Raw genomic sequence first — 26,252 nt, forward strand, 5'->3', positions numbered from 1 at the left:
TCAGAATCAAACGCTGCGGATTTCCGAACCTCGCCCCGTTCCCCAAACTCTGTTTGCAATGAACAAAGCTCTGTTGTCGGCGGATCAGGAGATCGCTTCGCCCAACCCAACCTGGTCGGCAGCCTGTTCATATAAGGTTCGCGCACCGGGCAACAATGCTTCGAGATCTTGGGACCGGCGTTCATCCGACGGGTGGGTCGACAGGAACTCTGGCTGCTTCTCCCCCGTACCGGCGGCGCCAAAGCGAGTCCAGAATCTGGGAGCTTCCGCAGGATCGTATCCGGCATTGGCCATCAGCGTGATCCCGATCTCATCGGCTTCCGATTCATGCTTGCGGCTGAAAGGAAGCAGCACGCCATATTCGGTCGCCATCCCGTAGGCTTTGAAGATCATCTCCTTCTTCGTCTCTTCCTGATTCTGCAGGATGTAGCTGGCCGCAGTCTGGACACCTTGCACCGCCGCGTTTTGGCTCATCCGTTCCCCGCCGTGCCGAGCCAACGCGTGGGCGATCTCGTGCCCCATCACGACAGCCAACCCCGCTTCGTTCTGGCAGACCGGCAGAATCCCCTCGTAAATGGCGACTTTGCCGCCGGGCAGGCAGAAGGCGTTCTGCTCTTCGCTCTGCAGCGTCTTGAATTCCCACTGGAAATCGCTGCGGCCGGCGACCGCCGCGATCCGCTCTCCAACGCGTTGGACCATCGCGGTGTATTGCGGGTTTTCGCTCAACGGAGTCTCTTTCGTCACCTCCCCGTAAGCTTCCGATCCCAGCGTCATCTCCTTCCCTTCGGGATAGATCAACAACTGCTTGCGGCCAGTGTATGGGGCGCTGCGGCATCCACATGAGGCAACTCCTGCTGCGGCTCCTGTGACCAGCAGACCGCCGAGGCACTGACGGCGATTGATTTCTTTCATTTCTGACATCCCGCGCGCTATTCCTTGATTTCTTGAGCCCACTGCATGATCGATCGACAACGCTTTCCGAAGCGATCGCCCAGCGGGCGGCTATACCCAGTCAATCTATTCGCCGAAACCGCGGGGCGATGTCAACCCGGAAAACGGCCAGGCTGGTTTGGTGGGGATATAACGAGCGGCCAATCGGGCTAGACGTCGAGTTTTTCAAACGACGCTTCGCGAAAAACAGCGATTCAGGCTATTATTGATGGTTCGAACGCTGGCTGTTCGCCGACCATGTTGTGGATTCCACGGACAGCTCAAATGCAGCGACAGCTGCCGCGCGATGGAACTCGATCCGATCTGGCGCGTCGGAACGATGCGACTTCGAGACACATTACAAGACAACAAGAAAAGGCCTTCCATGTCCGAAATGCACCAATTGCTGGGGCTGGACCCGCGAATCGAGCGACCCAACGCCTACCAGATCTTCGGGCTCGAGGTGCTGGAGTCGGACGACGCGACGATTCGAGCGGCGATCCGAACGCGGATTGCTAGCTTGAAAGCTGCCAAGGAGAGCGCCGATCCAACCGCATGGGCTCAGGCAGCCAAGAGCGTTAACAAGGCTCAACAGATCCTGGGTGATCCACAGCAAAAGGGCAAATACGACAGCCGATTGCAGAGCACGTTCGATTCGGTTGCTGTCGGGGAATCGCGACCGGTGATGGCCGCGGCTGGCGCGGCGACGACAGCGCCAACCGATCCGTTGGCCGGCTGGCTTCCCGAGTCCGACCCGTTCTCCATTTTTGATATGGCTGCCGCGCTGGAGCAATTGTCGTCCGAACCGGAACGACTCGATCAAGAAATCGAAGAATCGCTGGCCGCCGCCGACGACGATCTCGCGACCGCCGCAACGGCTGCTGCAACGGGCAATCCCTTTGGACAAACCGCACCGAACCCGATGGGCGATCCGGGATCGATGGGAACCGCTGTCGTTAGCGATGCGATCGTCAACACTCCGAAAACGAGAGTGCGTCGCAAGCGTGGGTTCCCTGTTGCAGGCGTCTTGATGACGCTGTTCGTCTTGAGTTTGTTTGGGGCGATGGGATACTGCGTCAAGCTGTTGATGGACCGCGAAAAGAACCATGCAGCTCAAATTGCTCAGACACGTCCCGCCGCACCCGCTGCTGCTCCGGCGGCCGCCCCCCAGCGACCACGCGACAACGTGATGGGCGATTTGTTGCCCGAAGGCTCACCGACGCAGTCGACCGAAGAGGATTCGGGAATCCGAATGGGCGTCCTGCTGACCGACGATGGAGCCGCTGACAATGGTGAAGGATTGGGAGGCCGAAGCTTCAACCAAAACGACATGTCGCCCTCGATGGGGATGAATCAGCCGATGGGGATGTCCCCTTCGATGGAGATGACAACCGTCGACGAGATCCCGATGGCCGAAGATCCCAAGCCAACCAAACCTCCCGAGCCGGAAGCCCCTTCACCGGCGATGATTCAAGCCGCGACGGCGGCAGCGAAGCAGGCCCGCGACGCGATCGCCGCCGGCGACTGGGATCAAATGATGCCGCTGGCTGAAAAAGCAAACGATCTAGCTCAGACACCCGAGCAACAACAATCGGCATCGGCTCGCCGCCGGTTGGTTCACTACGCTGGGGAGTATCAGGCTGCGATCGACCGCAGCTTGGACCAACCGCTCGATACGTTGGAGATCCGCGAAGGTTTGACCGTCGCGGTAGTCGAAGTCACCCCGACCGAACTGACGCTGCGGCTTCCCGGACGCAATAAGACCTACCCGCGAGCGACGCTTCCCGCCGTGGTTGCCAACGCCTTGGCTCCGCTGTCGCTGCCTAAAGACGACGCCTTGGTGACCACGTTTAGATCCGCTTGGCAGTGTCTTCAAAAGGAAGCGACACCCGCCGATCGCGAGCTGGCATTCAAGGATTGGCAACGTGTTGCCGGGCAATCGGCTGACGCGGACGTGTCCGGATTGGAAGCGGAAGTCAAAGCGATCTTTCCTTAACGACAACCTGCCCGTCGACAACCGCCTCGGCGACCGATATCCTCACGCGCGGGCGAACCTTTTGACCTCCCAAGGTTCTCTTGTTCCATTCCGTCGCCACCTCGAAAGGTTTGTTTGATGTCGCCCGTCGTCGACTTAACGTCCGATCTGATTCGTTTTCCATCGGTCAGCCACCGCTGCAACGAAGATGTCGCTGCGTTTATTCAGCAGCGATTGGATCGGTTGGACTTCACCACCGAACGCGTCTCTTACATCGACCCCGCGGGTGTCACGAAGGTCAGTCTGGTCGCACGCCGTGGCGAGGGAGTGGGCGGAATGGCCTACTTCGCGCACAACGATGTCGTCCCAGTCGACGACTGGCAGGGCCCCGGCAGCAACGATCCCTTTGATCCGATCATCGAGGGCGAGCGGCTGTACGGCCGCGGCAGTTGCGACATGAAAGGCTCGCTGGCCGCGATGTTGATCGCCGCCGAAAGCGTCACAACAACACAACAGCAAGCGCCGCTGTGGATCGTCGTCACCGCCGACGAGGAGACGGGGTTTGGCGGCGCGCGGAACGTCGTTGACCAGTCGCAGCTGTATCGCCAGATGGTCGAACAACAACCGGTCGCCGTGATCGGCGAACCGACTTCGCTGGACATCGTCCACGCCCACAAAGGGATCGACGGCTTCCGACTGACCAGCCGCGGCAAAGCGGGGCACAGCAGCACGCGCGACGGCGTTAACGCCACGCTGCCGATGATCTCGATGCTGCAGCTGCTGAAGTCGATCTACGAACAAACGCAAAGCGATCCCACTCTGCAAGACAGCCGCTTCGATCCGCCCGACCTCTCCTGGAACATCGGCATCACCGGCGGCGGAACCGCGATCAACGTGACCCCTGCGAAGTGCCAGGCTTGGGGCAGTCTGCGAACGATGCCCGGCATCGACGGCAGCGAATTGGTCGCTCAAGTGCAAGCCAAAGCCGCGGAGCTGGGGATCACATTCCAACGGATCAACGGTTGCGGCCCGATGTGGATCGACTCCGATGCCCCTTTCGTTCGCGAGATGGTTGAATTAACCGGGGCGGAAAAACCGAAAACCGTATGTTACGGAACCGATGCGGGGATCTTCAGCGAGTTCGAACAGATGGTCGTCTGCGGGCCTGGCGATATTGCTCAAGCCCATACCGTGGACGAATGGATCGATCTGCAGCAGCTTGATCGTGGCGTGGAAGTCTATCAACAAGTGATTCAGCGTTGGTGTTGCGAACCGCACCCACGTCGAGCGTAATCTTCGGGGTATCTTGATGAGTGTAACCATTCGTGAAGCGGCAGTAGACGACGCTGCGGTGATCTGGGAATTCCTGGAACCCTTCTTCGCCGATCGGCTGTTGTTGCGCCGCAGCGAGGAAGAGGTCCAAGTGCTCAGCAAACACGGCTTCGTCGCCTTCGAAGCCGATGTCTGCATCGGATTTGCCGCCGTCGAGATCTACAGCCGCAAGCTGGCCGAAATTCAGTGCCTGGCCGTTTCCGAAAGGTTCCGCAACCAAGGGATCGGCCACGAATTGGTCCGCCGCTGTGCGATGCGAGCTCGGGAATTGGGAGTGATGGAGGTGATGGCGATCAGTTCGTCGGAACGGTTCCTGCAATCGTGCGGCTTCGATTACGCGCTGCCCGATCAAAAGAAGGCGCTGTTTTATCAGTTGCGTCCGCGCGAGTAGATCTCGCCAGCCCAGGGCGCCGATCGATGTGATGCCGCGCTGCCGATCATCGCAGCCCGCACAACGCCTCCGCCAAGCGATCGATCTCTTCGTCGCTGTGACTCGACGACAGACTCACCCGCAATCGCGCCGTCCCCGCGGGAACCGTGGGAGGCCGAATCGCGGGAACAAACAGACCGGCATCGGCCAGCCGCTGCGAGGCGCGAACCGCTTCCTCGTTGCTGCCAACAACAAACGGAACAATCTGCCCGGGAGTCGACATCGGCGGCAGCCGCCACTTGCTGGCGACGCGATCGCGCAACCGCTGGGAGAGTTCAAACAGCTGCGCCCGCCGCTGCGGTTCCTCTTGAATCTGGATCACGTTGGCAAGCGCCGCCGAAACGAGCGCCGGTGGCAGGGCCGTGCTGTAGATCATCGATCGGGCTCGGTTCACCAGATATTCGGTGACGACTTGCGGCCCGACAACAAACCCGCCCATCGCACCGATCGCTTTGCTGAGCGTGCCGATCCGAATCGGCACCCGATGCTTGACTCCCAAGTGCTCGCACAGCCCGCTCCCCGAATCGCCAAAGACTCCCGTTCCATGCGCTTCATCGGCGATCAGAATCGAATCGTATCGGTCGGCCAGATCGCACAACGTTTCCAGCGGCGCAAAGTCGCCATCCATGCTGAAGACGCTATCGGTGACGATGAAGACCCGCGCAAATCGCCGCCGATGGGTTTCCAACAGCGCGGCGACGGCCGACGTGTCGTTGTGCGGGTAGACGAATCGCTGCGCCTTCGATAATCGACAGCCGTCGATGATGCTCGCGTGGTTGGCGGCGTCGCTCAAGATCAGATCCCCCGCTTCGGCCAAAGCGGAGATCGTCCCCAAGTTGGCTGCGAATCCGCTTGGGAATAAAACGCAGCTCTCGGTCGCTTCCCACTTCGCCAGTCGTTGTTGCAACTGCAACGCAACGGGAGAAAACCCGGTGACCAGTGCGCTCGCACCACTCCCCATCGATCCATGCTCAGGCCGCTGCGTCGATTGCTCCGCCGCCAATCCCAAGTAATCGTTGGACCCGAAGTTCACCATGTTGATGCCATCGGATTGGATCACCATCCGGCCGGGCTGCGACTGCCGAGGCGCCAGTCGCCGCGTCGCCCCTTCGCCATCGAATTGCTTCAGTCGTTTAGCGATCCAGTCGAAACGTGCGTCCATTCTGCGGAACTACCTGCCGTTGAGCTTGAAATTATTGAAACGGTTGATCGCCGTGTTGAGCCCATCCCCCCGGAATGCAGCGCAAACAATACTAGCACGAAGCGCAAGCGAGTGAACGCGCACCGTTTTATCACTCGAGAATCACTCGCTTGCGCTTCGTGCTAGTATTGCGCTTCGTGCTCGTAAATTGTCCGCGTACGCTCTTTCGCGGAGCGAAAGGCGACCAACCAAAAATCTCGAAACGCGTGAAACGTTTGGGCGTCGGTCTGGTTGTAGCCCATGCTCCCAATCCAGCACCAGAGATGCAACGCCAGCAATACTAGCACGAAGCGCAAGCGAGTGAACGGGCACACTTTTATCACCCAAGAATCACTCGCTTGCGCTTCGTGCTAGTATTGCGCTTCGTGCTAGTAAATTGTCCGCGTACGACCTTTCGCGGAGCGAAAGGCGACCTTCTACAACCGGGTTCCGCTGGCCACGAGGTATCCTTTAACCGGCTGGATCTCGATGCTGTGAAACAACACCGGCATCTGGTCGGTGTACCATTCTTCATCCTTGCCGACCAAGACGACGCGTCCGCCCGAGCGAAGCGCTTTGTGCGCGGTCGACATGAACAACTCCGCGATCCGAAAATCGGCGTAGTAGGGTGGATTGCCCAGCACCAAATCGAAGCTCCCCGGAGCGTCGATCTGCCCGGTATCCGAAACGCTTGCCGTCACGTTGGTCAACTGATTCAGTTCGGCTCCGGCCAACGTGCACTGCACCGCGCGAGAATTACTGTCGATGCAGTGGACCGTCACATCATCGGCGGCCGTTCGGTTCCGCTGCGTATCGGCGTCACGCAATCGCACGCAGCTCCACTGAAGCGCAAACCACTCACTTATCTCTCTTACGATTGCGGAAGCAGGGACCACTGCGATTCAGGGGCGTCGATTTTCACGATTTGCAGGTCCACGTAAGCTGCGCAGCCAAAAAACTCGATTCGCCACGCAAAATTTGACTACAAGAGCGAGCTTCGCAGAAGTGCCTACGAAGCTCGTCCTCAGCATTGCTCCGGCGAGCAAAACGCTCAACCGTGCAGCACATCCCCCACTGATAGCCGCCAGGCGTAAGCTATTGCAATCCAAAGTCGAATGTGTTTGAGCCACCTTCGACTTCGGCGGTCAGCTCCGTGTTTCTGTTGTACTTGGCGGGCAGTTGAACGACCTTTGCGGCAGGAGTTACCTCTTCCTCACCGACCTGCACACCGGTCTCAACTTTGACAGAATGCGGACCCACGATGGCGCCTTCTTTGAGGCCGGTGAACATCAGGGTGTAGTGGCCAGCCGCGTCGGTCATGCCGTGGGCCGATCGCTCGCCCGAGGTCGGGTAGAAGCTGACCATGGCGTCGGGTAACGGCTGCCCGCCGAGTGTGACGGTTCCACTGACCTTCCCCAAGGCTGGCCCGCTATCTTGGCCGCACCCGACCAAACTGACGACCAAGCAAACCATCAGCGACAATATAATGCGCTCTCGATGCATTCCAGCTCCGCTCCATTTATCTAGCGTGTACAAGTTTTTAGACCGATCGTAAAGAGACGACGTTGCTTTGCATGAATTGGATCACCAAATAGCGACGCAAACGATCGTCGCTATTTGGTGTATTTGTGAGAAGCTGCGGCGTGACTTTGGTTCGATTCCAATAACGCCACAAGCTTGCGTTTCATCGAACGAATCAGTATTCGCCGATGACCTCGCCCCAGTCGATCGTCCCCATCGCGGCATACGTTGGCAGGTCGATCGTCTCGGGAAGCAAAGTGACCGATCCGTCACCACGCAAGAATTGGGCACCACCGGGATGGGCGCTACTGGCCGCGTAAGCGCTGGTGCCATGGATCGGGTAATTCGTGTCGTTGGAAAGCCGATTAATTCGCGTTCGAATTGAAAACTGGTAGCTATTGTCGATCGGCCCGGGCAGGTTATGCCACCCCATCCACATCGAACTGTTGTAAGGCGCCATGCCGGCACGTTCGACCATGACAATCGTGTTGCTGGTTCCATCGGTGATATCGCGGAACCGGACTTTCGAGTCTTCGTAGAAGGTCGCTTTGCGATCAGCGGTCTTTGCACCAGCGGCGTCGTAGCTGACGGCCGTATAAACACCGACATAGTTCGCCTTGGCGAATGCGCCGCTGTCGTTTGACTTCATCCGCTCGTTCAGATCGGAACTGGGGTCCGATGGGCAGACGTAGGCAGGGATTACCGTCTTCGCCAGGGGAACAGTGCCGGTCGAAACAATGGCCGGGTTGCTATGCCAAGCCGGTGCCGCAGTGGTGTTTCGACCAATGTAGGCGCCTGCAGCAGAGAGCTGATCGTGCAGCGGGCCTTGCTCGATCTGTGGCAGGATGAGAGCCAGCACGCCGAGCCGGCTCACGGTGAGTTCACCCGGCGGAAACGACCGATAGGTGTCGTGATAGTTGTGCAGCGCCAGACCAATCTGCTTGAAATTGTTGCTGCATTGCATCCGCCGAGCCGCTTCACGCGCCGCTTGAACCGCCGGCAGCAACAATCCAACCAAAATACCAATGATTGCAATAACGACGAGCAGTTCGACGAGCGTAAAGCCCGCACGGAAAGATACTAGATCCCTCTTAAAAAACTTCATGCCGATTCCCCTAGGAGGATGTGAAAGCAGCAGAGACAAGCTCAGCAACTCTCTCGTGTTGTCTTGTAATAAAACTGATCAACTTCCGCCTAGTCAGGGGCGATAGTAACACGTCAGACATGTGATATCAACCAAAATAAGGGGAGGGTGCTAAAAAAAATGCTGGCAAAGCAAACGGAGGCCGATTGAGAGCAAGAAGTTCGCGAAAACGACTAGCCACAGAGATTGGCCTCCGACCGGGGCCCGATTGAGGTAACAAACTCGTGCCAAGGCTTCGTCGGGACCAGGCACCTGTGTTTGGTGTGATAATGAAGTAGCTAAAAGAATGACGGCAAAAACTAATACGCCTGCACCACCAAGATGCATTCCGATGAAACGGGGTATGACTTGAAGCACCTTCCCACCGCTACCGCGCATCCGATCCACTCTTGGCTACGGCACCTCGCCATCGACGACGATCACTTTCGAGAGCTTGCGAATCTCATCAACGCCCCTGTCGCAAGCTACCTGCAGTGCCCCAGGCAAGAAACAGCCCCAGCGGACGGAAGAAAACACACAAACCAACCGACACCGCCCCCCTGCAAAACAGCCCCTCTCGGCGACCGCAAGCCAATCCCCAAGCAGAATTTAAAGAAACCGGACACACAACTCACCCCAGCCAGGCCCGCCTTACAAACACACTGTTCCTGCACGCACTTTTGCGGAGCGAAAGGCGACCAACCAAAAATCTCGAAACGCGTGAAACGTTTGGGCGTCGATTTAGTTGTAGCCCATGCTCCCAATCCAGCACCTGGGATGCAGCGTTACCAATACTAGCACGAAGCGCAAGCGAGTGAACGCGCACACTTTTATCACTCGAGAATCACTCGCTTGCGCTTCGTGCTAGTATTGCGTTTCGTGCTAGTAAATTGTCCGCGTACGACCTTTCGCGGAGCGAAAGGCGACCTTCTACAACCGGGTTCCGCTGGCCACGAGGTATCCTTTAACCGGCTGGATCTCGATGCTGTGAAACAACACCGGCATCTGGTCGGTGTACCATTCTTCGTCTTTGCCGACCAAGACGACGCGTCCGCCCGAGCGAAGCGCTTTGTGCGCGGTCGACATGAACAACTCCGCGATCCGAAAATCGGCGTAGTAGGGCGGATTACCCAGCACCAAATCGAAACTCCCCGGGGCGTCGATCTGCCCGATGTCCGAAACGCTTGCCGTCACGTTCGTCAACTGATTCAATTCGGCCCCAGCCAATGCGCACTGCACCGCGCGAGAATTACTGTCGATGCAGTGGACCGTCACATCATCAGCTGCCGTCGCAGCGGCAAGTGAGACGGTCCCGGCACCACAGCCGAGATCCAAGACACGCATTCCCGCTTCGATGGGCATCGCGTCGATCAGATGTCGCGCTCCCGGATCGATCCGCCGATGCGAAAAGACACTGGGGCGGGAGTAGACCTTCAGCAACCGGCCGCGATCGCGGATCGCAAACTCACAGCCATAGTTCTTCTGCTTCTTCAGTTCCGCCGTCTTCACGCAACCGTACACGATCGAATCGCTGCCGGAGATGGTCGTCGGCTTCACGCCCAGCTTGAGAATCTGCTCATGCACCCATTTATCGGTCGGGTTGTCGACAGCGACCCACAACTGGCCACCGATCTTCAACGCATTGAAGAAGGATTGCAACTGGTCGCGAACCAGTTCGGTCTCACCGCGGCGGCCCAGCGGCAGGACCGCCAGATCGTACTGATGTTCGGGAGGATCGGGTTCGCAGACGATGTTCAGCGACGCCGGAGGCTCGGGATGGTGAGCCCGCGCATGGTTCGCTTGATACAGATCGATGTACCAACAATCGACGCGGTTGTATTGGTTCGACGCAGCCAACACGGCGGCTAATTGAGCGCGACCCAACGACGTGGTCAACACATCGCCTGCCGCGGGCAGCAGATTGCCTTCGCTGAACTGTTGGATCAGAAACTGTTCCGCTGGCCGAGCGGGCAAAGCGTGAGGAGATGATTCGGGAAGCGGGCTGTCAGGCATTGGGTTCCGTGAGGGTTGGGTTACGCCGGGGACCAGGTGAGTTGCCGGCCGCCGAGCACGTGGAAGTGCAGATGCAGCACCTCCTGACCTCCCTCGGGGCCGCTGTTGGTGATCACACGATAACCTTTCTCCAGCCCCAATTGCTCGGCGACTTGGCGGATCACGCCAAACAAGTGCCCGATCAACGCGTGATCTTCCGGCTCCAGATCGGCAACGCTGCGGATCACCTTCTTCGGGATCACCAGCACGTGAACCGGAGCTTTGGGAGCGATATCGTGAAACGCCAGACAGAGATCATCTTCAAAGACGATCTTGGCGGGGATTTCCTTGCGGATGATCTTGGAGAAGATGGTTTCAGTCATCGGATGATTTGGTAAGCGATGGGACTCGGCGGCTCAGAAAAATACCAAGCCGGCGTGAAACAGCAGCCAGCAGACGGAGCGGTCTCCGGCAACATCATTCTACCCAGCCCACCGCGATCCGTCACCGCGTCGTTCTTCGACCGAGACTTGATCGACTTGAACTACCAACCGCCACGCGGTAGCGGCTGATTTGCGTGGACTTGGCCAGGAAATCATTCCTCGGCGGCGGGAACGACGAGGTGCGTCTGCGTCGCTTCAGCAGGTTTCAGATGCGCGTCCATCCATCCGTAGATCAATTGCCGCGATTCGTGAGCCACCGAATGCTTGCGGCCGTGAACGTAGAAGCCGAGGTTCTCAGGCACCCCATTGAGTTCGTAGACATCCATGATTTTCATCAGCATCAACAGTCGCTGTTTCTGCGTTGGAATATGGCCGTCGTTCAAACCGGAGACGTCCAGAAAAGCCCGCGGAGCGATCAAGGCGATGATCTCGTGGAAGTCGATCGGCGGCAGTTCACCTTTCAGCAGCCCCTCGCGAATCGGCTTGAAATAGATGTACCAACGGTTGCGTCCCCAGCCTTCGACGTTGGGATTGTGCCGAAAGAAAGACGCTCCACAATTGCACGCGGAGGCTTGAATGCGATCGTCATAAGCAGCCAGGAAAAAGGTGCCGTGGCCTCCCAACGAATGCCCAAGCGCTCCGATCCGCTGGGGATCGACCTGCGGTAGACTCTGCAAAACGTCGATGGCGATCGAGTGCTCGTAGGTGAATTTTCCGACCGCCGTCCACTGGGGATGCTTCTCGTAAAAAGCGGCGGTGTCGTAAGGGCCCGCGGCCGGCGTCCGCTCGCCCGAGACGAAGTGCTCCGGCGCGATCACGACATAACCGCGACGGCACAGATGATCGAGATAGGCTTTGTCAGGGTTGTCGATCAGCCCCGCCGCCCGCTTGCTGCCGTGCTGGTACGTACCATGCAGCGCCACGATCGCGGGAGCCTTTCCGTCGAGCTCCAGCGGCGTTCCCAGATAAGCGTGGGCGCGTTCGTCCGCTTCGACGGCATAACTGATCCACTGACGGCGATACAAACCGTCGACGACCACATCTTCGTGAACGATCAAATCCAGCGGCGGCTTTTCCGGTTTGTGCTGGTCGCCCAACAGATCCAGATACCGCCGCTTCAGAACCTCGCGACGCGCGATCCAGTCCTCTTTCGTCGCGATCCCCTCGGTCAGATCGTCCCAAGACGAACGGATCTCGGGAACCTCCATCAGCTCGGGCTGCACCCGATTCTGAGCGACAGCAAACGCTGGGACCAACAGGATCGCCAGCAACATCGGAACGGATTTCATCATCGGATTGCCTTTTGTTTTTAGGAGCGTTTCGACGTCGATTGGGCTTGATGATCCAACATCGTCGCGACCAACGAGGTCCATCCGGTTTGATGACTCGCCCCCAGACCGCGACCGTTGTCGCCATGAAAGTACTCGTAGAACAAGACCAGATCGTTCCATGCGGGATCCTCGGCATATCGCGCTTCGCCGCCGTGGATCGGGCGATTCCCCTCGTCGTCGGCTTTGAACAGCGTCGTCAACCGTCGCTCCAACTCTTCGGCGATCTCCAACAGCGTCATCAGTTGCCCCGAACCGGTCGGGCATTCCAGTTGAACGGTATCGCCGCAGAACTGGTAATAGGTCCGCAGCGATTCGATGATCAAGAAGTTCAACGGCATCCAGACCGGCCCGCGCCAGTTGCTGTTGCCACCAAACATCCACGAATCGCTCTCGCCAGGAACGTATTGCACCTCGTTGCGGACGCCGTGCAATTCGAACACAAACGGATCTTCGCGGTGAGCCGCCGAGAGCGAACGGATTCCGTACGGCGACAGGAACTCCGATTCGTCCAACATGATCGACAGCAACCGCCGCAAGCGAGCCTCCGACGGAATCGCCAGCAATCGATGGCAGGGCTGTTGGCTGTTGGGATCCTTCCGTTCCGCATACGTCATCCGATCGCGGAGATCCGGCTTGGAATCCAAGAACCACTTCATCCGCTTGTTAAATCCGGGCAGGCGGTTGATCACTGCTTCATCCAAAATCACCGGGGTCAACAGCGGAATCAGCCCCACGATCGAACGGATCCGCATCGGCGTGCCGTGATCTTTGATGTAAAGATGGTCGTAATAGAAGCCGTCCTGATCGTCCCACAGACCGTCGCCATCCATCGAGTTCATCGCTTCAGCGATCGCCACGTAATGCTCCAGGAACTTGCTGGCCATGTCGCCGTAAGCCGGGTTATTGTCGGCTAGTTCCAACGCCATACGCAGCATCGTGCCGCAATAAAACGCCATCCACCCGGTCCCGTCCGCCTGCTCCATGTAGCCGCCATCGGGCAATGGTTTGCTGCGGTCGAAGACTCCGATGTTATCCAACCCCAAGAAGCCGCCGGAGAAGACGTTCCGCCCGCGAGGGTCTTTGCGATTGACCCACCAGGTGAAATTCAACAGCAGCTTTTGAAAGGTCCGCGCTAAAAACAGCCGATCGCGATTGCCGGGTTCTCCAGTCGACTCATAGACACTCCAACAAGCCCAAGCGTGGACCGGCGGATTGACGTCGGAGAAGGTCCATTCGTACGCGGGAATCTGGCCGTTGGGGTGCATGTACCATTCCCGCAAGAACAGGATCAGCTGCTCTTTGGCGAAATGCGGATCCAACCGCGCCATCGGGATCATGTGGAATGCACTGTCCCAAGCCGCGAACCACGGATACTCCCACTTGTCGGGCATGCTCAACACGTCGCGGTTGAACAGATGCCGCCAGTCTTTGTTGCGAATGTTCTGACGCGACGCGGGAGCAGGCGGTCCGTTGGGATCGCCGTTGAGCCAGGTGTCGACGACAAAGTGATAGAACTGCTTCGTCCACAGCAGCCCGGCGTACGCCTGCCGCGAGATGTTCCGCTCTTCGGGGCTCAGCGATTTTGCGATCACGTTGTCGTAATAGCTGTCCGCCTCCGACGCCCGTTCTTCAAAGCTGGCGTCAAACGCCTCGCCAAACCAATCGCCGCTAGGAATGTCCTGGTTGCCCGCCAGCCGAAACTGCAACTGAACCTGTTCGCCCGGCTTCATCCGCAGCAGATAATAGGGAGCCGCTTTGGTGCCATGCTGCTTGGGATTAACCGCTTTGGTATCCCCTTCGATCACGTATTGGTGAAACGCATCCTTATAGTATTCGCTCTCGCAGGGCAGGTCGGGGTGCCGGTGAGCATTGGTTTCGTTGTCAGTAAACAGCCATGTTGGTTCCTCGCCTTGAGGCCCCGTGTCGGCGGCAAACTGGAACGCACCAAGCGTCTCGTGTCGCGAGACGATCCGCCCGTCATCGTTCAACGATAGATGAGGCCGCGCGGTGCAGCCTTCGTGAGTGCAATGCCAGGTCCACGTGTTGCGGAACCACAACTGAGGCACGACGTGCAAGACGGCGGCGTCGGGTCCGCGATTGGTGATCAGCACGCGGATCAGCATGTCGTCTGGAGCCCGCTTGGCGTAACGGACATCGACATCGAAGTAGCGGTCTTCGTCGAAGACTCCCGTGTCGGTCAGTTCGTATTCCAGCTCGTTGCGGCTGCGACTTTGATTGACCGCCGCCAGGTCTTCGTATGGGTAGCGAGCCTGCGGATATTTGTACAAGCCTCGCATGTACGAATGGGTCGGCGTGCTGTCCAGGTAATAATAACATTCCTTGACATCTTCGCCGTGGTTCCCCTCGGGGCCGGTCAGCCCAAACAGCCGCTCCTTGAGAATCGGATCCCGGCCGTTCCATAACCCCAGAGCAAAGCAGAGTCGTCCCTGGCGATCGGTGATCCCCATCAAGCCGTCTTCGCCCCAGCGATAGGCGCGGCTGCGAGCGTGGTCGTGCGGAAAGTATTGCCAGCTATCGCCGCTTTCCGAATAGTCCTCGCGAACCGTCCCCCACTGACGCTCCGAAAGATAAGGCCCCCAACGCTGCCAGTTTCCCGTCCGCTCGTTGCTGGCTAACAAACGCTGTTGTTCGGCCGTGATCGACTTGTTCATGCATTCCCATCCTGTGAATCCGACGCATTTTCGACGGTGACTAAATCTTCCAACGATCCATCGCTTGGATCGAACCGGCCGCAATAGAAATCGGCAGCCAAATGTTTTCCGCAGAAGGTGTAAGCCTTGTGCTCGCTGAGCGACCGGAACACGATCCATTGCTCCGATCCAAATTGAACACGCGACGCGACCGCTTCGTTCGCCTTGGCGATCACCAACCGCGACGCCACCGTCAGATTCCGCCACGTCCGCGGGCGATCAAATCGACGGCGTTCTAGATCGATCCACACCGGAACATACAGCCGCCTCTCGCCTCGGCCGCTGACCGTCAAACGCCCCTCGACGACCTCCATCTTCCCCGGGCTGCGACCGACTCGCCATTCCGACAATCCGATCGGCAGGACCATCGCCCGCGGCTTGTTATCGTGCAGCACCACCTCGCGCGTTTCCTCGTCCGCCGCCGCTTGCATCGTCGCCGCCAGCGGGACGCTGGAACGGTAGAAGATCTCGCTGGCATCGGGAGACAACACGGTATCGGCCAACAGCACCGCCCCATCCTCGCGGATGACCATCAATTGTCGCTGCAACGTCACGCCATGCGTCCAACACTGTTCCATCTCGATGTAGTGGACGTCGTCATCGCTGTGCCAACAGACCTCTTCCCAGTCGCCGCGAGGTTGGCAATCCTGGCCATCGATTTGAATCGTCGCTTCCCAAGCCCCTTCCAAAATCATCCGCTTGCCGGCGGACAGTTCGATCCGCGGCGCGGGCTGCGAATGAAAATCGGCGACGATCCATCCGTGATGTCGGAACCACGAAGGACGCATCGAAACCAGGCCGGCCGAATCGCAATACATCCCACTCTCGGGCAGTTCGATTTCGGTCGTCAGCTTATTCTTCAAAGCCTTGTCGGCAGTGCGGCAAGCGAAATCGTAAGCCATCCGCAGCCCTGGATCCTTCAACAACCGCGTCGCCGTATCCAACAGATCGCTCGACAGCTTGGTCTCCATCGGCTGCAGACACAACGAACCGTCCCAGCGGACCAAATGCGACTGCCAAGCCGCCATCTCGTTCAATTCGCCCAGCTGCTCGTTGGCCGGTTTGTGCTTAAATCCGACGCGGGCGATCTGCATCGATCGCAGCGCCGACGCCAACGCTTTCGGCAACCGCTGGGCTCCGCCCGACAACAACTCCTGCAAGCGATCGTCTTCGCATTCCAAGTACTCGCAATAGACGTTCCAGCTCGACTCGGCTAAACGAACCGAGGTCTGAAAGTTCTTCAGCCCCCAAGCCAACACCAACCCCAGCTCAGCCGCCAGGATCACTCGCCGCGAACTTTCGAATGGCAGGTCGGTGAGTGCCGCTTGCCGAGCCGACTTTAAAACGCCCAACACCTCCCACCACTGCGCCTCGCCCAGCGTGTCGGCTAACAATGGCAGAACGTAGCCCCAGGTCAACAGATCCGATTCGGTTGGCGTGCTGCCGGAGAGTGCCGCCGCAGCGGCTGACCAATCAAAATCCGAAGGCTTCGCTTCGGCAGCCTCCTCTTTTGTGCGAGCCGCAGCGATCAGGGCAGCGGCGGCATCCGCCAATGCAGTGTCGACGTCGGCGTTGCCAGCGGAGGGCGGCAGGTCGGAAAACATCTCCCAAACCGGATCGGCCTTCAATTTGCGACGGCTGGTCTGCCGCCGGGTCAACTGGACGATCAATTCACCCCAAGCGTTTTCGCTGTCCATCAGATAGTCCTCACTCGCATCGATTGGGGGTGCTTCAGTTCGTTGTGTCAATGTTGTAGTCGCCATGGTGGATACGATGCTAAGATACTTGCTGCCGACCTGTGGGGCCAATTTGCCCTACGGCCGGGGACTGTCGATGCCTATTCTTTCTGATCCAACCTGCGATGCAATGCCTGTTGGGGCGAAGATCGTTGTTCGCTGCGATTCTTCATCGCCATCGACATTTGCATTTTGCCACCCACGCGAGAAGGATATCCGATGCTTGCCAACCTAATTCAACTGCGACACGGCAACCAAAAGAGCGCTGCGCGGGTCCCTCGCTCGTTGGCCTGTTTGTTGTTGACGCTCGCGAGCATCGGATCCGCGACGGCTCAGCCAGCCGACACCAGCAAACCGATTGCCGACCTGCCAGCCAGCGAAGATCCCGACCGTCCGCAACGGCCGCCGACGCCTGAGGAGAGCGAGAGTCCAACGATCAAAGGAGTGATCGCCGCTTTCGACGCCCCTAAAGGTGCAACGCGGTTGTCTCCCGACGCCCGACTGTGGATCGACAAACCGAACCGCCGGGTGATCGTCGACGGATACGTCGCCGTTCGAGAGGGGTTGTTGGAGATGTTCGCCTGCCCGGCGGGGACCAAAGAACACGAATCGGCGGTCGCTGTGCTGGCTCGCAGTCAATATGTCCACGCGGCGTTGCTGGCCGTGGGAGCGACCCCCGGCCGGCCGGTTCAGTTCCAGCCCAAGTTCTCGCCCCCCACCGGCGATCGGATCGCGATCTGGGTGCTGTGGCGCGACAAGGAGGGCAAACGCCATCGAGCCAAGGCGCAAGAATGGATCTGCAAGACCGGAACCAAAGAGCAGCTGAACACCGATTTCGTCTTCGCGGGCAGCCAATGGTGGACCGATCCCCGCAGCGGACGCGACTTTTATTCAGCCGACGACGGCGATCTCGTTTGCGTTTCGAACTTCGCTTCGGCGACGCTGGACGTTCCGATCGAGAGCAGCAAAGACGCGGAGTACCTGGAATTCAGCGCGTGCACCGAAAACATACCACCGCGAGGAACGCCGATCCGGATGGTGATGATCCCCGTCTCACCGGCACTGAACGCAAAACCAGCGGACAAAGATAACGCGGCCGATGCGAAGCCGGCGGACAAACCGGCGGACAAACCGGCGGCCGATGCGAAACTCGATGCCGACTTGGACAGCCTGGGCCCCAAAGATTCGCCCGCCACCCAACCCACAACTCCCGACGCCGGGAGCGATTCTTAATGGATGACCTCTCCTCCGAATCGGTGAATCTGCAACCCTGGCTGTTGCTCTCCGATGCCGGTCCGGCCTGCTGGCAGATGCAGGACGATCGGATCGCGCTGGCGATGTTCACCGACCAAGCCAAAGCTCAACAATACGCAACCAATGCTCAACTGCAGAACTCACAATGCCTGCAACCGAGCCCAATCGACCTGGTTCGCACGATGGCGATGTGTGTCGAAGGAGCGATCGAAGTCGCTGTCTTGGATCCCGACCAGAACTCCGCTCGCCGCGTCTTTGATCTCCCCGTAATTCTCAAGAAGGTTCGCGACGATCTCCGCGCAGGCAAACCACTGACGTGGTGAACGAACTACTTTTATAAATATGAGCTGCTGCTGGGGCGGCAGACGGTTAAAACAACAACAGAACTTACACAGAGGCAGGACGATGTTCGAACGATTAAGTAATGGGTATGCATTGGCCAAACAAAGCCTGGGCGTACTGCAACGCGATAAGCAACTGATCATCTTCCCGCTGCTCAGCGGAATCAGCTGCACCCTGGTGATGATCTCTTTCGCCATCCCCTTGGTGATGACCGGCGCGGTGGAAAACGCCATCGAACAGGGACAGGAAGCGGGCGACCCGATGCAGAACCCGCTCTACCTGGCGGTTCTGTTTGCCTTCTACTTCGTCAACTACTTCGTGATCGTCTTCTTCAACTCCGCCTTGATCGCATGCGCGGTAAAAAGCTTCTACGGCGAGCGACCGACGCTATCGGACGGCATCTCCGCCGCGATGTCTCGACTGCCCCAGATCGCCGGTTGGGCATTGCTTAGCGCCACCGTCGGCGTGATCTTGCGAGTGATCGAGAGTCGCAGCGAGAAGGTCGGCGCGATCGTTTCAGGATTGTTGGGGATGGCCTGGGCGGCGGCCAGCTTCTTTGTCGTCCCGGTACTGGTGATCGAAAAAGCCGGCCCGTTCGAAGCCCTCAAGCGATCGGCAACGATCCTGAAAAGCACCTGGGGCGAATCGCTGGGTGCCAAGGGAGGAATCGGATTTTTCGGCTTCCTCGCCTCGCTCCCTTGCATCGCCTTGATCGTTGGCGGCGGCTTCCTGACAGCTTCGATCGGAGCAGCAGGAATCGCTGTGATCGTCTTGGGAGTAATCGGCCTGTTGCTGGTTTCGCTGATCTCCAGCGCGATGTCGGCGATCGTGCAAGCCGCTATCTATATGTACGGCTCCAGCGGCGACGCCCCCGGCGGCTTCGAAGCCAACAACCTCCGCGGCGTCTTCGCAAAAGCCTAAGCCCTTCGCACCCAACGCGTTACGCCCAATCGTTTAACCGCGTGCCCAACGGGCCGCGCGTCCAAATCGGCAAGCGCACTCGGCCTCGTAGTGGACGCGTGCGTGGGGCGTTGCCGCCGCCGTTAAACGAGATTGCTAGCGTTATCGCGGCTGGCGGAAAACCACCGAAATCGCTGGAAAGACTTGATATCTGCGATTCGATGGCAGATAATCACTCCTCCGACTGCCATTAAATGCCCTCCTTCAGCGGTCTCCTGCCCCTCGCCCCACCTTGAATGCAGTAGACCGCGTCACCTCGATTTGGATTTCGAGTCATGCGTGCGACGTGCTGTCTGATTGCGTTGTTGTCACTTCCCCTCGTTGGGTCTCTTTACGCGGCGAGTCCAGCCACGTCGGAGCCGACCTCCGCTGCGGTGGAACCGCCGGGCATGGGAGCTCCAGGAAATTTGCTATCGATCGAGATCGTCACCGGACGCGAGGTCGATGGTATCGTCACCCTCCGCGGCCGCGACATCGCACAGCAATGCGTTGTGCTGGGGCACTACGAATCGGGGCAGATCCGCGACGTAACGCGCGATGTGCAATGGCATCCGCACCCCGAAGGAATCGTCGACGTTTCGGAAACCGGATACATCAGCACGCTGGCCGAAGGGGACTGCACCGTCACCGCGGCGATTTTGGGAGCCGACGACGCGACGCAGCAGACCGCGAAGATCGCCGTCCGCGTGGAGAACTTGGTCAACGACGTCCCGATCAACTTCCCCGATCAGATCACGCCGATCTTCACCAAGTTCGGCTGCAACGGCGGCGGATGCCACGGCAAAAGCGGCGGCCAAAACGGCTTCCGCATGTCGCTGTTGGGATTTGAACCGCAGGAAGATTATGAATGGCTAGTCGCCGAAGGACGTAACCGCCGCGTCTTCCCGACCTCTCCCGATCACAGCCTGTTGCTGCAGAAAGCATCGGGCGTCGTCCCTCACGGCGGCGGATCGCTGGTCGCAACCGACAGTCCTTCCTACCGCGTGATGCGTCGCTGGATCGCTCAAGGAATGCCCTACGGAAGCCCCGACGATCCCGTGGTTGTTGGCATCGATGTGCTGCCGTTGGAGATGACGATGCAGCGTGGCAGCGCTCAACAATTGACAGTCGTCGCCCGCTACAGCGATGGCTCGACGCAGGATGTTACGCGGACGACCGCCTTCGAATCGAACGACACGTCGATGGCTGAAGTCGACGACGCGGGGCTGGTATCGGTCGACAAACTAAGTGGTTCGGTTGCCGTGATGGCTCGCTACCAAGGTCACGTTGGCGTGTTCCGCGCATCGATCCCTCTGGGTCTGGAAGTGCCAGCGCCCGAATCGCTGAGCAATCCGATCGATGGTTGGGTTTTTGAAAACTTGCAGGAACTGGGACTGCCGCCATCGCCAACCTGTGACGACGTGACGTTCTTGCGCCGTGCGACGATCGATATCGTCGGTCGCTTGCCGTCGATCGAAGAGACGCGTGCGTTCATCGACGACACCGATCCAGAACGTCGCGAAAAGCTGATCGATCGCCTGCTGGCATCCCCCGATTACGCATCGCACTTCGCGACCAAGTGGTCGGCGATTTTGCGGAACAAGCGAAACGCAGCGACCGACCGCGAATCGACGTTTGCCTTCTACCGCTGGTTGCACGAAGCCTTCGACAACAACGTCCCCTACGATCAATGGGTCCGCGGCCTGCTGACCGCATCGGGCTCTCCCGACCGCAACGCGGCTGTCGGTTGGTACCGTGAAGTCAAAGACCCCGAATCGCTTACCGAAGATACGGCTCAGTTATTCATGGGGCTGCGATTGCAATGCGCCCGCTGTCACCACCATCCGTTTGAAGTCTGGAGCCAACAAGATTATTACGGCCTGACCGCCTTCTTCTCGCGCGTCGGCCGCAAGACGGGAGACACGCCGGGCGAGTTGCTGGTCGTGCATCGTCCCGGCAACGCGACGGCGACCAATCCCAAGAACAAGCAAGCCGTTCCGCCGACAAGCCTCGGCAATGAACCGCTATCGGTCGACGCCTGGGACGATCCGCGGACCGAACTGGCCGACTGGCTGACCAATCCCGACAACCCCTTCTTTGCCCGCGCGATCGTCAATCGCTACTGGAAGCATTACTTCGGCCGCGGACTTGTCGATCCCGAAGACGACATGCGAGTCACCAATCCGGCCAGCAACCCAAAACTGCTGGATGGCCTGGCGCAGTGGTTCGTCGATTCGGGCTACGATCTAAAGGCGCTCACGCACCTGATCTGCACATCGCAGACCTACCAACGTTCCAGCGAACCAAACGACTGGAACACCGACGACAAACTGAACTTCTCGCGTTTCTACCCACGCCGACTGGCCGCCGAGACCTTGCTTTCGGCGATCGACACGGTGACCGAGGTCCCGACGCAGTTCGCCGGCATGCCCGCGGGAACCAGCCCCTACGAACTGCCCGACAACGGCTTCAACTCCTACTTCCTTTCGGTCTTTGGCCGGCCCGCGGGAAGCAGTGCGTGCGAGTGCGAACGGAGCGGCGAATCGAACCTGGCCCAGTGCTTGCACTTGATCAACAGCAAAGAGGTGCAGTCCAAACTGACCGGTGCGGGAGGTCGCATCGCGCGGCTGGCGGCTGAGAAATCAGCCGACGACGCCCTTGTCGAAGAACTCTACCTGGCCGCGCTGTCGCGGAAGCCGATCGAATCGGAAGCAAAAGCAGCGACCGATTACCTGGCCAGCAAACCCGACCGCCGACTTGCGATCGAAGATCTGGTCTGGGCGATCATCAACACCAAAGAGTTTTTGTTCAACCACTGATCGCCTCGCGGAAATCGGGCGACTGCAAATTTTTTGCACTCGCCCGCCCGCTCAACCATCGATCACGACGGTGCTAAGCAGGTCGTATTGTATTTTTTCGTTTAACCGCGTGCCCATCGGGCCGCGCGGCCCTGAAAAACGCGGGGCGATGCCCACGCGGTTAAACTAGAAAATTCCCTGCTTGCTGCTTACCGACACCTGAAGTCCCACCCCACCCAAAGATCGCAAACGCTTCGGCAAGGCCATCCCAACATGCGAACTCTCCTGACCCTTGCGCTGACGCTAACTGCTGCCGGACTGTCGACGCAGCTCTCCGCCCAATACCCGATCGGTCATCTGCGAGCGATCCAGCCGCCGGTATTCCAGGTCGACCAACCAACCAAAACACGTTTGGTCGGCAGCGATCTTGTCGATATCGATCGCCTGTGGTTCTCCGACCCAGCGATCACCGCGGCGCTGCAATCACGCGCTGGCAAAGCCTTTGCCGCGGAAGCTACCGAGCACGACTACGGTCACTTCGAAATCACCGCCAAAGCGAAACCGGGCGTTTACGAAGTCCGCGCCGACGGGTTTCACGGCAGCAGCAATCCGCTGCGATTGATCGTCACCGACCTACCCGTCGTGACGATGCCAGCCGACACCAGCACGCTCGAAAAAGCTGCCGTCGCAACGCTGCCATGCTGGGTCACCGGAACGGTTCGCGCCAGCGGATTCGCTTACATCGCGTTCCAACTCGATTCCAAAGACCCGATCGTGATCGAAGCCGCTGCTGGCAGTATCGACTCCGCGTCGGAACTGGAAATCGAAGTCCTCGACGAATCGGGACGGCGGCTGGTCCGAGCGGCAACCGACCCGACTCGCGAAGACCCAGTGGTGCTGTTCACCCCGCCGGCTCCAGGCAAATACTACCTGGCCATCTCCGACCATCTGTTTGCCGGCGGCGACAACGCCTTCTTTGCGATCAAACTGCATCGCGGCCCGGTCGTCCGTTGGGTGCAACCGATCGCGGCCAAAGCGAACTCCGAAACAACGATCACGCTGACAGGACTGGGGCTCCAAGAACCGACGGGGAAGACAGGCCCATGGCAGACAGCGCAGCGGACGATCACCGCTCCTGCAGTCGCAGCAGCCACTCCGCCCGTCGGTCGACCAACCACCGCAACGATGGATCGCTTTCTCGACGACACGCTGCGAGTCGACGGGCACAGCATCGCGCTGACCGATGTCGATGTGAACGTCGAACAGGAACCAAACGATTCGCATCCGCAAGCGATGCCGATCGCGATCGACAGCGAAGTCTCGGGGGTCTTTGGGGCGGGACGCGATGCCGATTGGTATCGCTTCGATGCAAAGAAAGACCAGACGGTGAAGGTCGACCTGTTCGCCAGTCGGCTTGGGCAGACCTGCGATCCGGTGCTGGGCATCTTCCGCGTCGACACCGCTGCAGACGGAAAACAGAACGCGGTGCAGGTCCAGTTTTTCGATGACCATCCGGCCCGCGACAAAGAGCGAACCAATCCGTATCATCGCTCCAGCGTCGATCCTTCGGGAGCGTTTAAAGCCGATCGCGATGGTCCGTTTTACATTCGCGTCGGCGATCAATTCAGTGCCGCCAACGACGGCCCACCGATCCAATATCGCTTGACGCTGCGGACGCCGCGGCCCCAGTTCCGCGCCTACGCGCTGGTCAAACAGCTGCGGATCGACAACGCCAATCACTACCCTTCGAATTCCTTAGCCGTTCGCAAGGGAGAAACGATTCCGTTGGTTGTCGAAGTCGATCGCGAAGATTTCGCGGGCGAGATCCAGGTCGCAGCCGCTGGACTTCCCGACGGCATCATCGCCCGGCCATCGATCATCTCCGCTGGCGAAAACGCGACGACGCTGCTGTTGTCGGCTGCCGAACAAGCTGCGTTTGATGCGACGCCGATCACCGTCACGGCGACCGCCACGATGGGAGATACGGAATTTCAAACGACAGCGATCCCGGTCGTCTGCGTTGGTCCAAGCGCCAACGTCACGACCACTGCTGCCGCGGCGCGGACGACATCGACGCTGATACTTTCCCTGGCGGGCGATTCGTCGCACGCATCTGTCGACCTCACGCATCCCGAAGCGACGCCGCAGGTGAAGCCGGAAGAGACGCACACGGTAAAGTGCAACGTCACGCGGCGGATGGACTTTAAGACGCCGCTGAAGTTCAAAGCGATCGGGCTGGCCGCGAATTGGAAGGTTCCCGAGATCACGATCGATGAAAAAACCGCGACCGCCGATTATGCGATCCCCGTTCCCAAAGATGCCAAGCCGGGCGTTTACGATTTCTATTTGCAATCCGACGCCGCGGTCAGCGTGATCCCCAACCAACCGGCTCATGCCCGAGCTGTCGCGTACCGCAAGCATCTCGACTCGGTCGAACAGGCGACCAAAACGGAACGCGCCGCGGAGCAGGATCCCGAAAAACAGAAGGCTCTCGATGCGAAGCTGGCGCAGATCACCGCTGCCAAAGCGGCTGCGGACAAAGAGATCGCCGCCTTGGCAAAACCTGCGGCGCGCAAGACACTGGTACAATCGCAACCGTATCGAATCGAAGTCGTTGCGAAGTAGGAGGGCAACCAGGGGCGACTGCGGCACATCGCGCTGCCACCACCGGAGATTCCACGTGACCAGAACTCGCCCGTTTGCAAGCCTCCCATTTTCGATCGCCTTGCTTTTGCTGGCCGCCCTCGCATCGCCAACGCTTGCCCAGCCAACGGCATCGTGGCGATTCACGCCCGCCGATTTCAGCTACTCCCCGGGCCCCGCCGACAATCCGCTCAAAGGTTTGGTTCCCTATCAGGATCCGCCGGCGGATCGGTTTCCGTACAGCATGGAGTTCAACTATCTGCCGCTTGCCAAGCTGGTGACCGGGCCGGGGCAATACGACTGGCAACCGATGGATGCGATGCTCGAAGACATCGCGTCGCGCGGCCGGCAGACCGTGGTCCGCGTCTTCTTGGAATACCCGGGCAGGAAAAACCTGATCCCACAATTTCTGATCGACGGCGGATTGAAGGTTCATTATTACATGAACACCAACACCGCGCCACACCCACCGGCCGCGATCGAGACTCCCGATTACGAAGATCCCAACCTGCGGAAAACGATGACCGATTTCATCGCCGCTTGGGGCGCACGCTACGACGGGGACCCTCGCCTGGCCTACATCACCGCGGGGCTGTTGGGGACGTGGGGCGAATGGCACACCTATCCGAAGTCCGAACTGTGGGCCAGCAAGCAGGTGCAGCGTGAGATCTTGGATGCGTATGTCGCCGCGTTCCCAAAGACACCGGTTCTGCTGCGTTATCCCGCCGGCCCCAACGACGAACTCTACTACGACAGCACCACCTATCCCTTCGGATACCACGACGACTCGTTCGCTCATTCGACACTCCCCACCGGGCGGAAGCAGGACGATTGGTACTTCTGGCCCAAGATGTTGCACGCTGGTTTGTCGCAGCGCTGGCAGACCGCGCCGATCGGAGGCGAGATTCGGCCGGAGGTCTGGGGCTGCTGTTTCGATAAGGAACCTTGCACCGCCGCATCGCAGAGTTTCGATGAGTGCCGCGACGTAACGCACGCGACCTGGATGATGGACACGGGGTTGAGTCGCAAGAAAGCCGATGCGGATCGTTATCGGCGGGCGATCGAGGCGGTTCAGAAAATGGGCTACGACCTGCAAGTTGTCGCCGCGGCGGCGAAGCGTCAGCCCGACGGATCGGTCAAGGTTCAAGTGACGGTCGAAAACCGCGGGATCGCTCCGTTTTATCACCATGGCTGGACCGTCCGTTTGCAGATCGCCAGCGATCAAAAGTTGATTGGGGAACTGGCGACCGATTGGTCGCCACGCATGATCCAACCGGGAGCGCGGAAGACGTTCGAACATACGCTCGATCCGGCAACACTGCCCGCCGGCAAACATCAACTGCAACTGCAGATCCCCAACCCGATGCCCTCAGGCAAACCACTCCGCTTCGCCAACCAAGCGGTCGATCCCCGCAGCGGTGCGCTAACGCTCGGCACCTTCGCGGTTGCGGGCTGAGTCGCAGGACGCTCGACCTTCGCCCTCGGAGACATTTTGCTACCCTACAGAGGGAAGGTTGGCAGAATGATGGGGGCAGAATGATATGTATTCGACGCCGCGCATTCTGTTCTCAA

20 protein-coding genes are annotated in these 26,252 nt (G+C 59.2%); 10 read left to right on the plus strand and 10 right to left on the minus strand.

All coding sequences use genetic code 11. The features are described from left to right. Positions 1 to 84: 84 nt before the first annotated feature. A complete protein-coding gene (locus EC9_RS24865) occupies positions 85 to 912 on the minus strand; it encodes a M48 family metallopeptidase (RefSeq protein ID WP_145348690.1) in 828 nt (275 codons plus the stop codon). Between the two features lie 403 nt (positions 913 to 1,315). Between EC9_RS24865 and EC9_RS24870 the strand changes: the two genes are divergently transcribed. From EC9_RS24870 to EC9_RS24880, 3 genes are all read left to right on the plus strand, one after another. Further along, the gene (locus tag EC9_RS24870; protein WP_145348691.1) at positions 1,316 to 2,926 is read left to right on the plus strand and encodes a J domain-containing protein; all 1,611 of its coding nucleotides are present in this window, start codon (positions 1,316 to 1,318) and stop codon (positions 2,924 to 2,926) included. Positions 2,927 to 3,043: 117 nt separating this feature from the next. Beyond that, positions 3,044 to 4,198 carry a M20 family metallopeptidase gene (locus tag EC9_RS24875; protein ID WP_145348692.1) on the plus strand — a complete coding sequence of 385 codons (1,155 nt, stop codon included), beginning with the start codon at positions 3,044 to 3,046 and terminating at the stop codon, positions 4,196 to 4,198. A 16-nt stretch (positions 4,199 to 4,214) separates the two neighbouring features. Then, complete coding sequence (locus tag EC9_RS24880) at positions 4,215 to 4,628, plus strand: GNAT family N-acetyltransferase (RefSeq protein WP_145348693.1); 414 nt, start codon at positions 4,215 to 4,217, stop codon at positions 4,626 to 4,628. 46 nt (positions 4,629 to 4,674) lie between these two features. Here EC9_RS24880 and bioF read toward each other — a convergent pair whose 3' ends face one another. The 6 genes from bioF to EC9_RS24910 form a co-directional block, all read right to left on the minus strand. Further along, a complete protein-coding gene (gene bioF, locus EC9_RS24885; protein WP_145348694.1) occupies positions 4,675 to 5,829 on the minus strand; it encodes an 8-amino-7-oxononanoate synthase in 1,155 nt (384 codons plus the stop codon). Between the two features lie 455 nt (positions 5,830 to 6,284). After that, the gene (locus tag EC9_RS24890) at positions 6,285 to 6,680 is read right to left on the minus strand and encodes a methyltransferase (RefSeq protein ID WP_218934418.1); all 396 of its coding nucleotides are present in this window, start codon (positions 6,678 to 6,680) and stop codon (positions 6,285 to 6,287) included. Between the two features lie 262 nt (positions 6,681 to 6,942). Then, positions 6,943 to 7,350: a carboxypeptidase-like regulatory domain-containing protein gene (locus tag EC9_RS24895; RefSeq protein WP_145348696.1), complete on the minus strand. Its 408-nt coding sequence runs from the start codon at positions 7,348 to 7,350 to the stop codon at positions 6,943 to 6,945. A gap of 193 nt (positions 7,351 to 7,543) precedes the next feature. After that, positions 7,544 to 8,473, minus strand: coding sequence for a DUF1559 domain-containing protein (locus EC9_RS24900; protein WP_145348697.1), 930 nt, complete (start codon positions 8,471 to 8,473; stop codon positions 7,544 to 7,546). A 948-nt stretch (positions 8,474 to 9,421) separates the two neighbouring features. Further along, the gene (locus EC9_RS24905) at positions 9,422 to 10,504 is read right to left on the minus strand and encodes a class I SAM-dependent methyltransferase (RefSeq protein ID WP_145348698.1); all 1,083 of its coding nucleotides are present in this window, start codon (positions 10,502 to 10,504) and stop codon (positions 9,422 to 9,424) included. Positions 10,505 to 10,524: 20 nt separating this feature from the next. After that, positions 10,525 to 10,866, minus strand: coding sequence for a histidine triad nucleotide-binding protein (locus EC9_RS24910; protein ID WP_145123875.1), 342 nt, complete (start codon positions 10,864 to 10,866; stop codon positions 10,525 to 10,527). Positions 10,867 to 10,920: 54 nt separating this feature from the next. Between EC9_RS24910 and EC9_RS27225 the strand changes: the two genes are divergently transcribed. Continuing rightward, a complete protein-coding gene (locus EC9_RS27225; RefSeq protein WP_261342913.1) occupies positions 10,921 to 11,055 on the plus strand; it encodes a hypothetical protein in 135 nt (44 codons plus the stop codon). 23 nt (positions 11,056 to 11,078) lie between these two features. Here EC9_RS27225 and EC9_RS24915 read toward each other — a convergent pair whose 3' ends face one another. From EC9_RS24915 to EC9_RS24925, 3 genes are read right to left on the minus strand one after another with little or no spacing between them, the layout of a single operon-like run. Beyond that, entirely contained in the window at positions 11,079 to 12,218 is a 1,140-nt protein-coding gene (locus tag EC9_RS24915) for a dienelactone hydrolase family protein (RefSeq protein ID WP_218934419.1), read from the minus strand. A 17-nt stretch (positions 12,219 to 12,235) separates the two neighbouring features. Continuing rightward, positions 12,236 to 14,929: an MGH1-like glycoside hydrolase domain-containing protein gene (locus EC9_RS24920; RefSeq protein ID WP_145348700.1), complete on the minus strand. Its 2,694-nt coding sequence runs from the start codon at positions 14,927 to 14,929 to the stop codon at positions 12,236 to 12,238. Next, the gene (locus EC9_RS24925) at positions 14,926 to 16,665 is read right to left on the minus strand and encodes a hypothetical protein (protein WP_218934420.1); all 1,740 of its coding nucleotides are present in this window, start codon (positions 16,663 to 16,665) and stop codon (positions 14,926 to 14,928) included. The genes EC9_RS24920 and EC9_RS24925 overlap by 4 nt, the downstream gene beginning before the upstream one ends. A 258-nt stretch (positions 16,666 to 16,923) precedes the next feature. On the opposite strand from EC9_RS24925, the gene EC9_RS24930 reads away from it, so the two are divergent. The 6 genes from EC9_RS24930 to EC9_RS24950 all read left to right on the plus strand — a co-directional run bounded on the left by EC9_RS24930 (position 16,924) and on the right by EC9_RS24950 (position 26,136). Beyond that, complete coding sequence (locus tag EC9_RS24930; RefSeq protein WP_145348702.1) at positions 16,924 to 17,937, plus strand: YdjY domain-containing protein; 1,014 nt, start codon at positions 16,924 to 16,926, stop codon at positions 17,935 to 17,937. After that, entirely contained in the window at positions 17,937 to 18,281 is a 345-nt protein-coding gene (locus EC9_RS24935; protein WP_145348703.1) for a hypothetical protein, read from the plus strand. The genes EC9_RS24930 and EC9_RS24935 overlap by 1 nt, the downstream gene beginning before the upstream one ends. An 82-nt stretch (positions 18,282 to 18,363) precedes the next feature. Beyond that, a complete protein-coding gene (locus EC9_RS24940) occupies positions 18,364 to 19,221 on the plus strand; it encodes a DUF6159 family protein (RefSeq protein WP_145123881.1) in 858 nt (285 codons plus the stop codon). A gap of 428 nt (positions 19,222 to 19,649) precedes the next feature. After that, a complete protein-coding gene (locus EC9_RS24945) occupies positions 19,650 to 22,058 on the plus strand; it encodes a DUF1549 domain-containing protein (protein ID WP_246105866.1) in 2,409 nt (802 codons plus the stop codon). 252 nt (positions 22,059 to 22,310) lie between these two features. Next, positions 22,311 to 24,662 carry a hypothetical protein gene (locus tag EC9_RS26790; protein ID WP_218934421.1) on the plus strand — a complete coding sequence of 784 codons (2,352 nt, stop codon included), beginning with the start codon at positions 22,311 to 22,313 and terminating at the stop codon, positions 24,660 to 24,662. Positions 24,663 to 24,717: 55 nt separating this feature from the next. Then, positions 24,718 to 26,136, plus strand: coding sequence for a DUF4832 domain-containing protein (locus tag EC9_RS24950; RefSeq protein WP_218934422.1), 1,419 nt, complete (start codon positions 24,718 to 24,720; stop codon positions 26,134 to 26,136). Positions 26,137 to 26,252: the final 116 nt, after the last annotated feature.

The sequence above is a fragment of the Rosistilla ulvae genome, from assembly GCF_007741475.1.
Lineage (GTDB): Bacteria > Planctomycetota > Planctomycetia > Pirellulales > Pirellulaceae > Rosistilla > Rosistilla ulvae.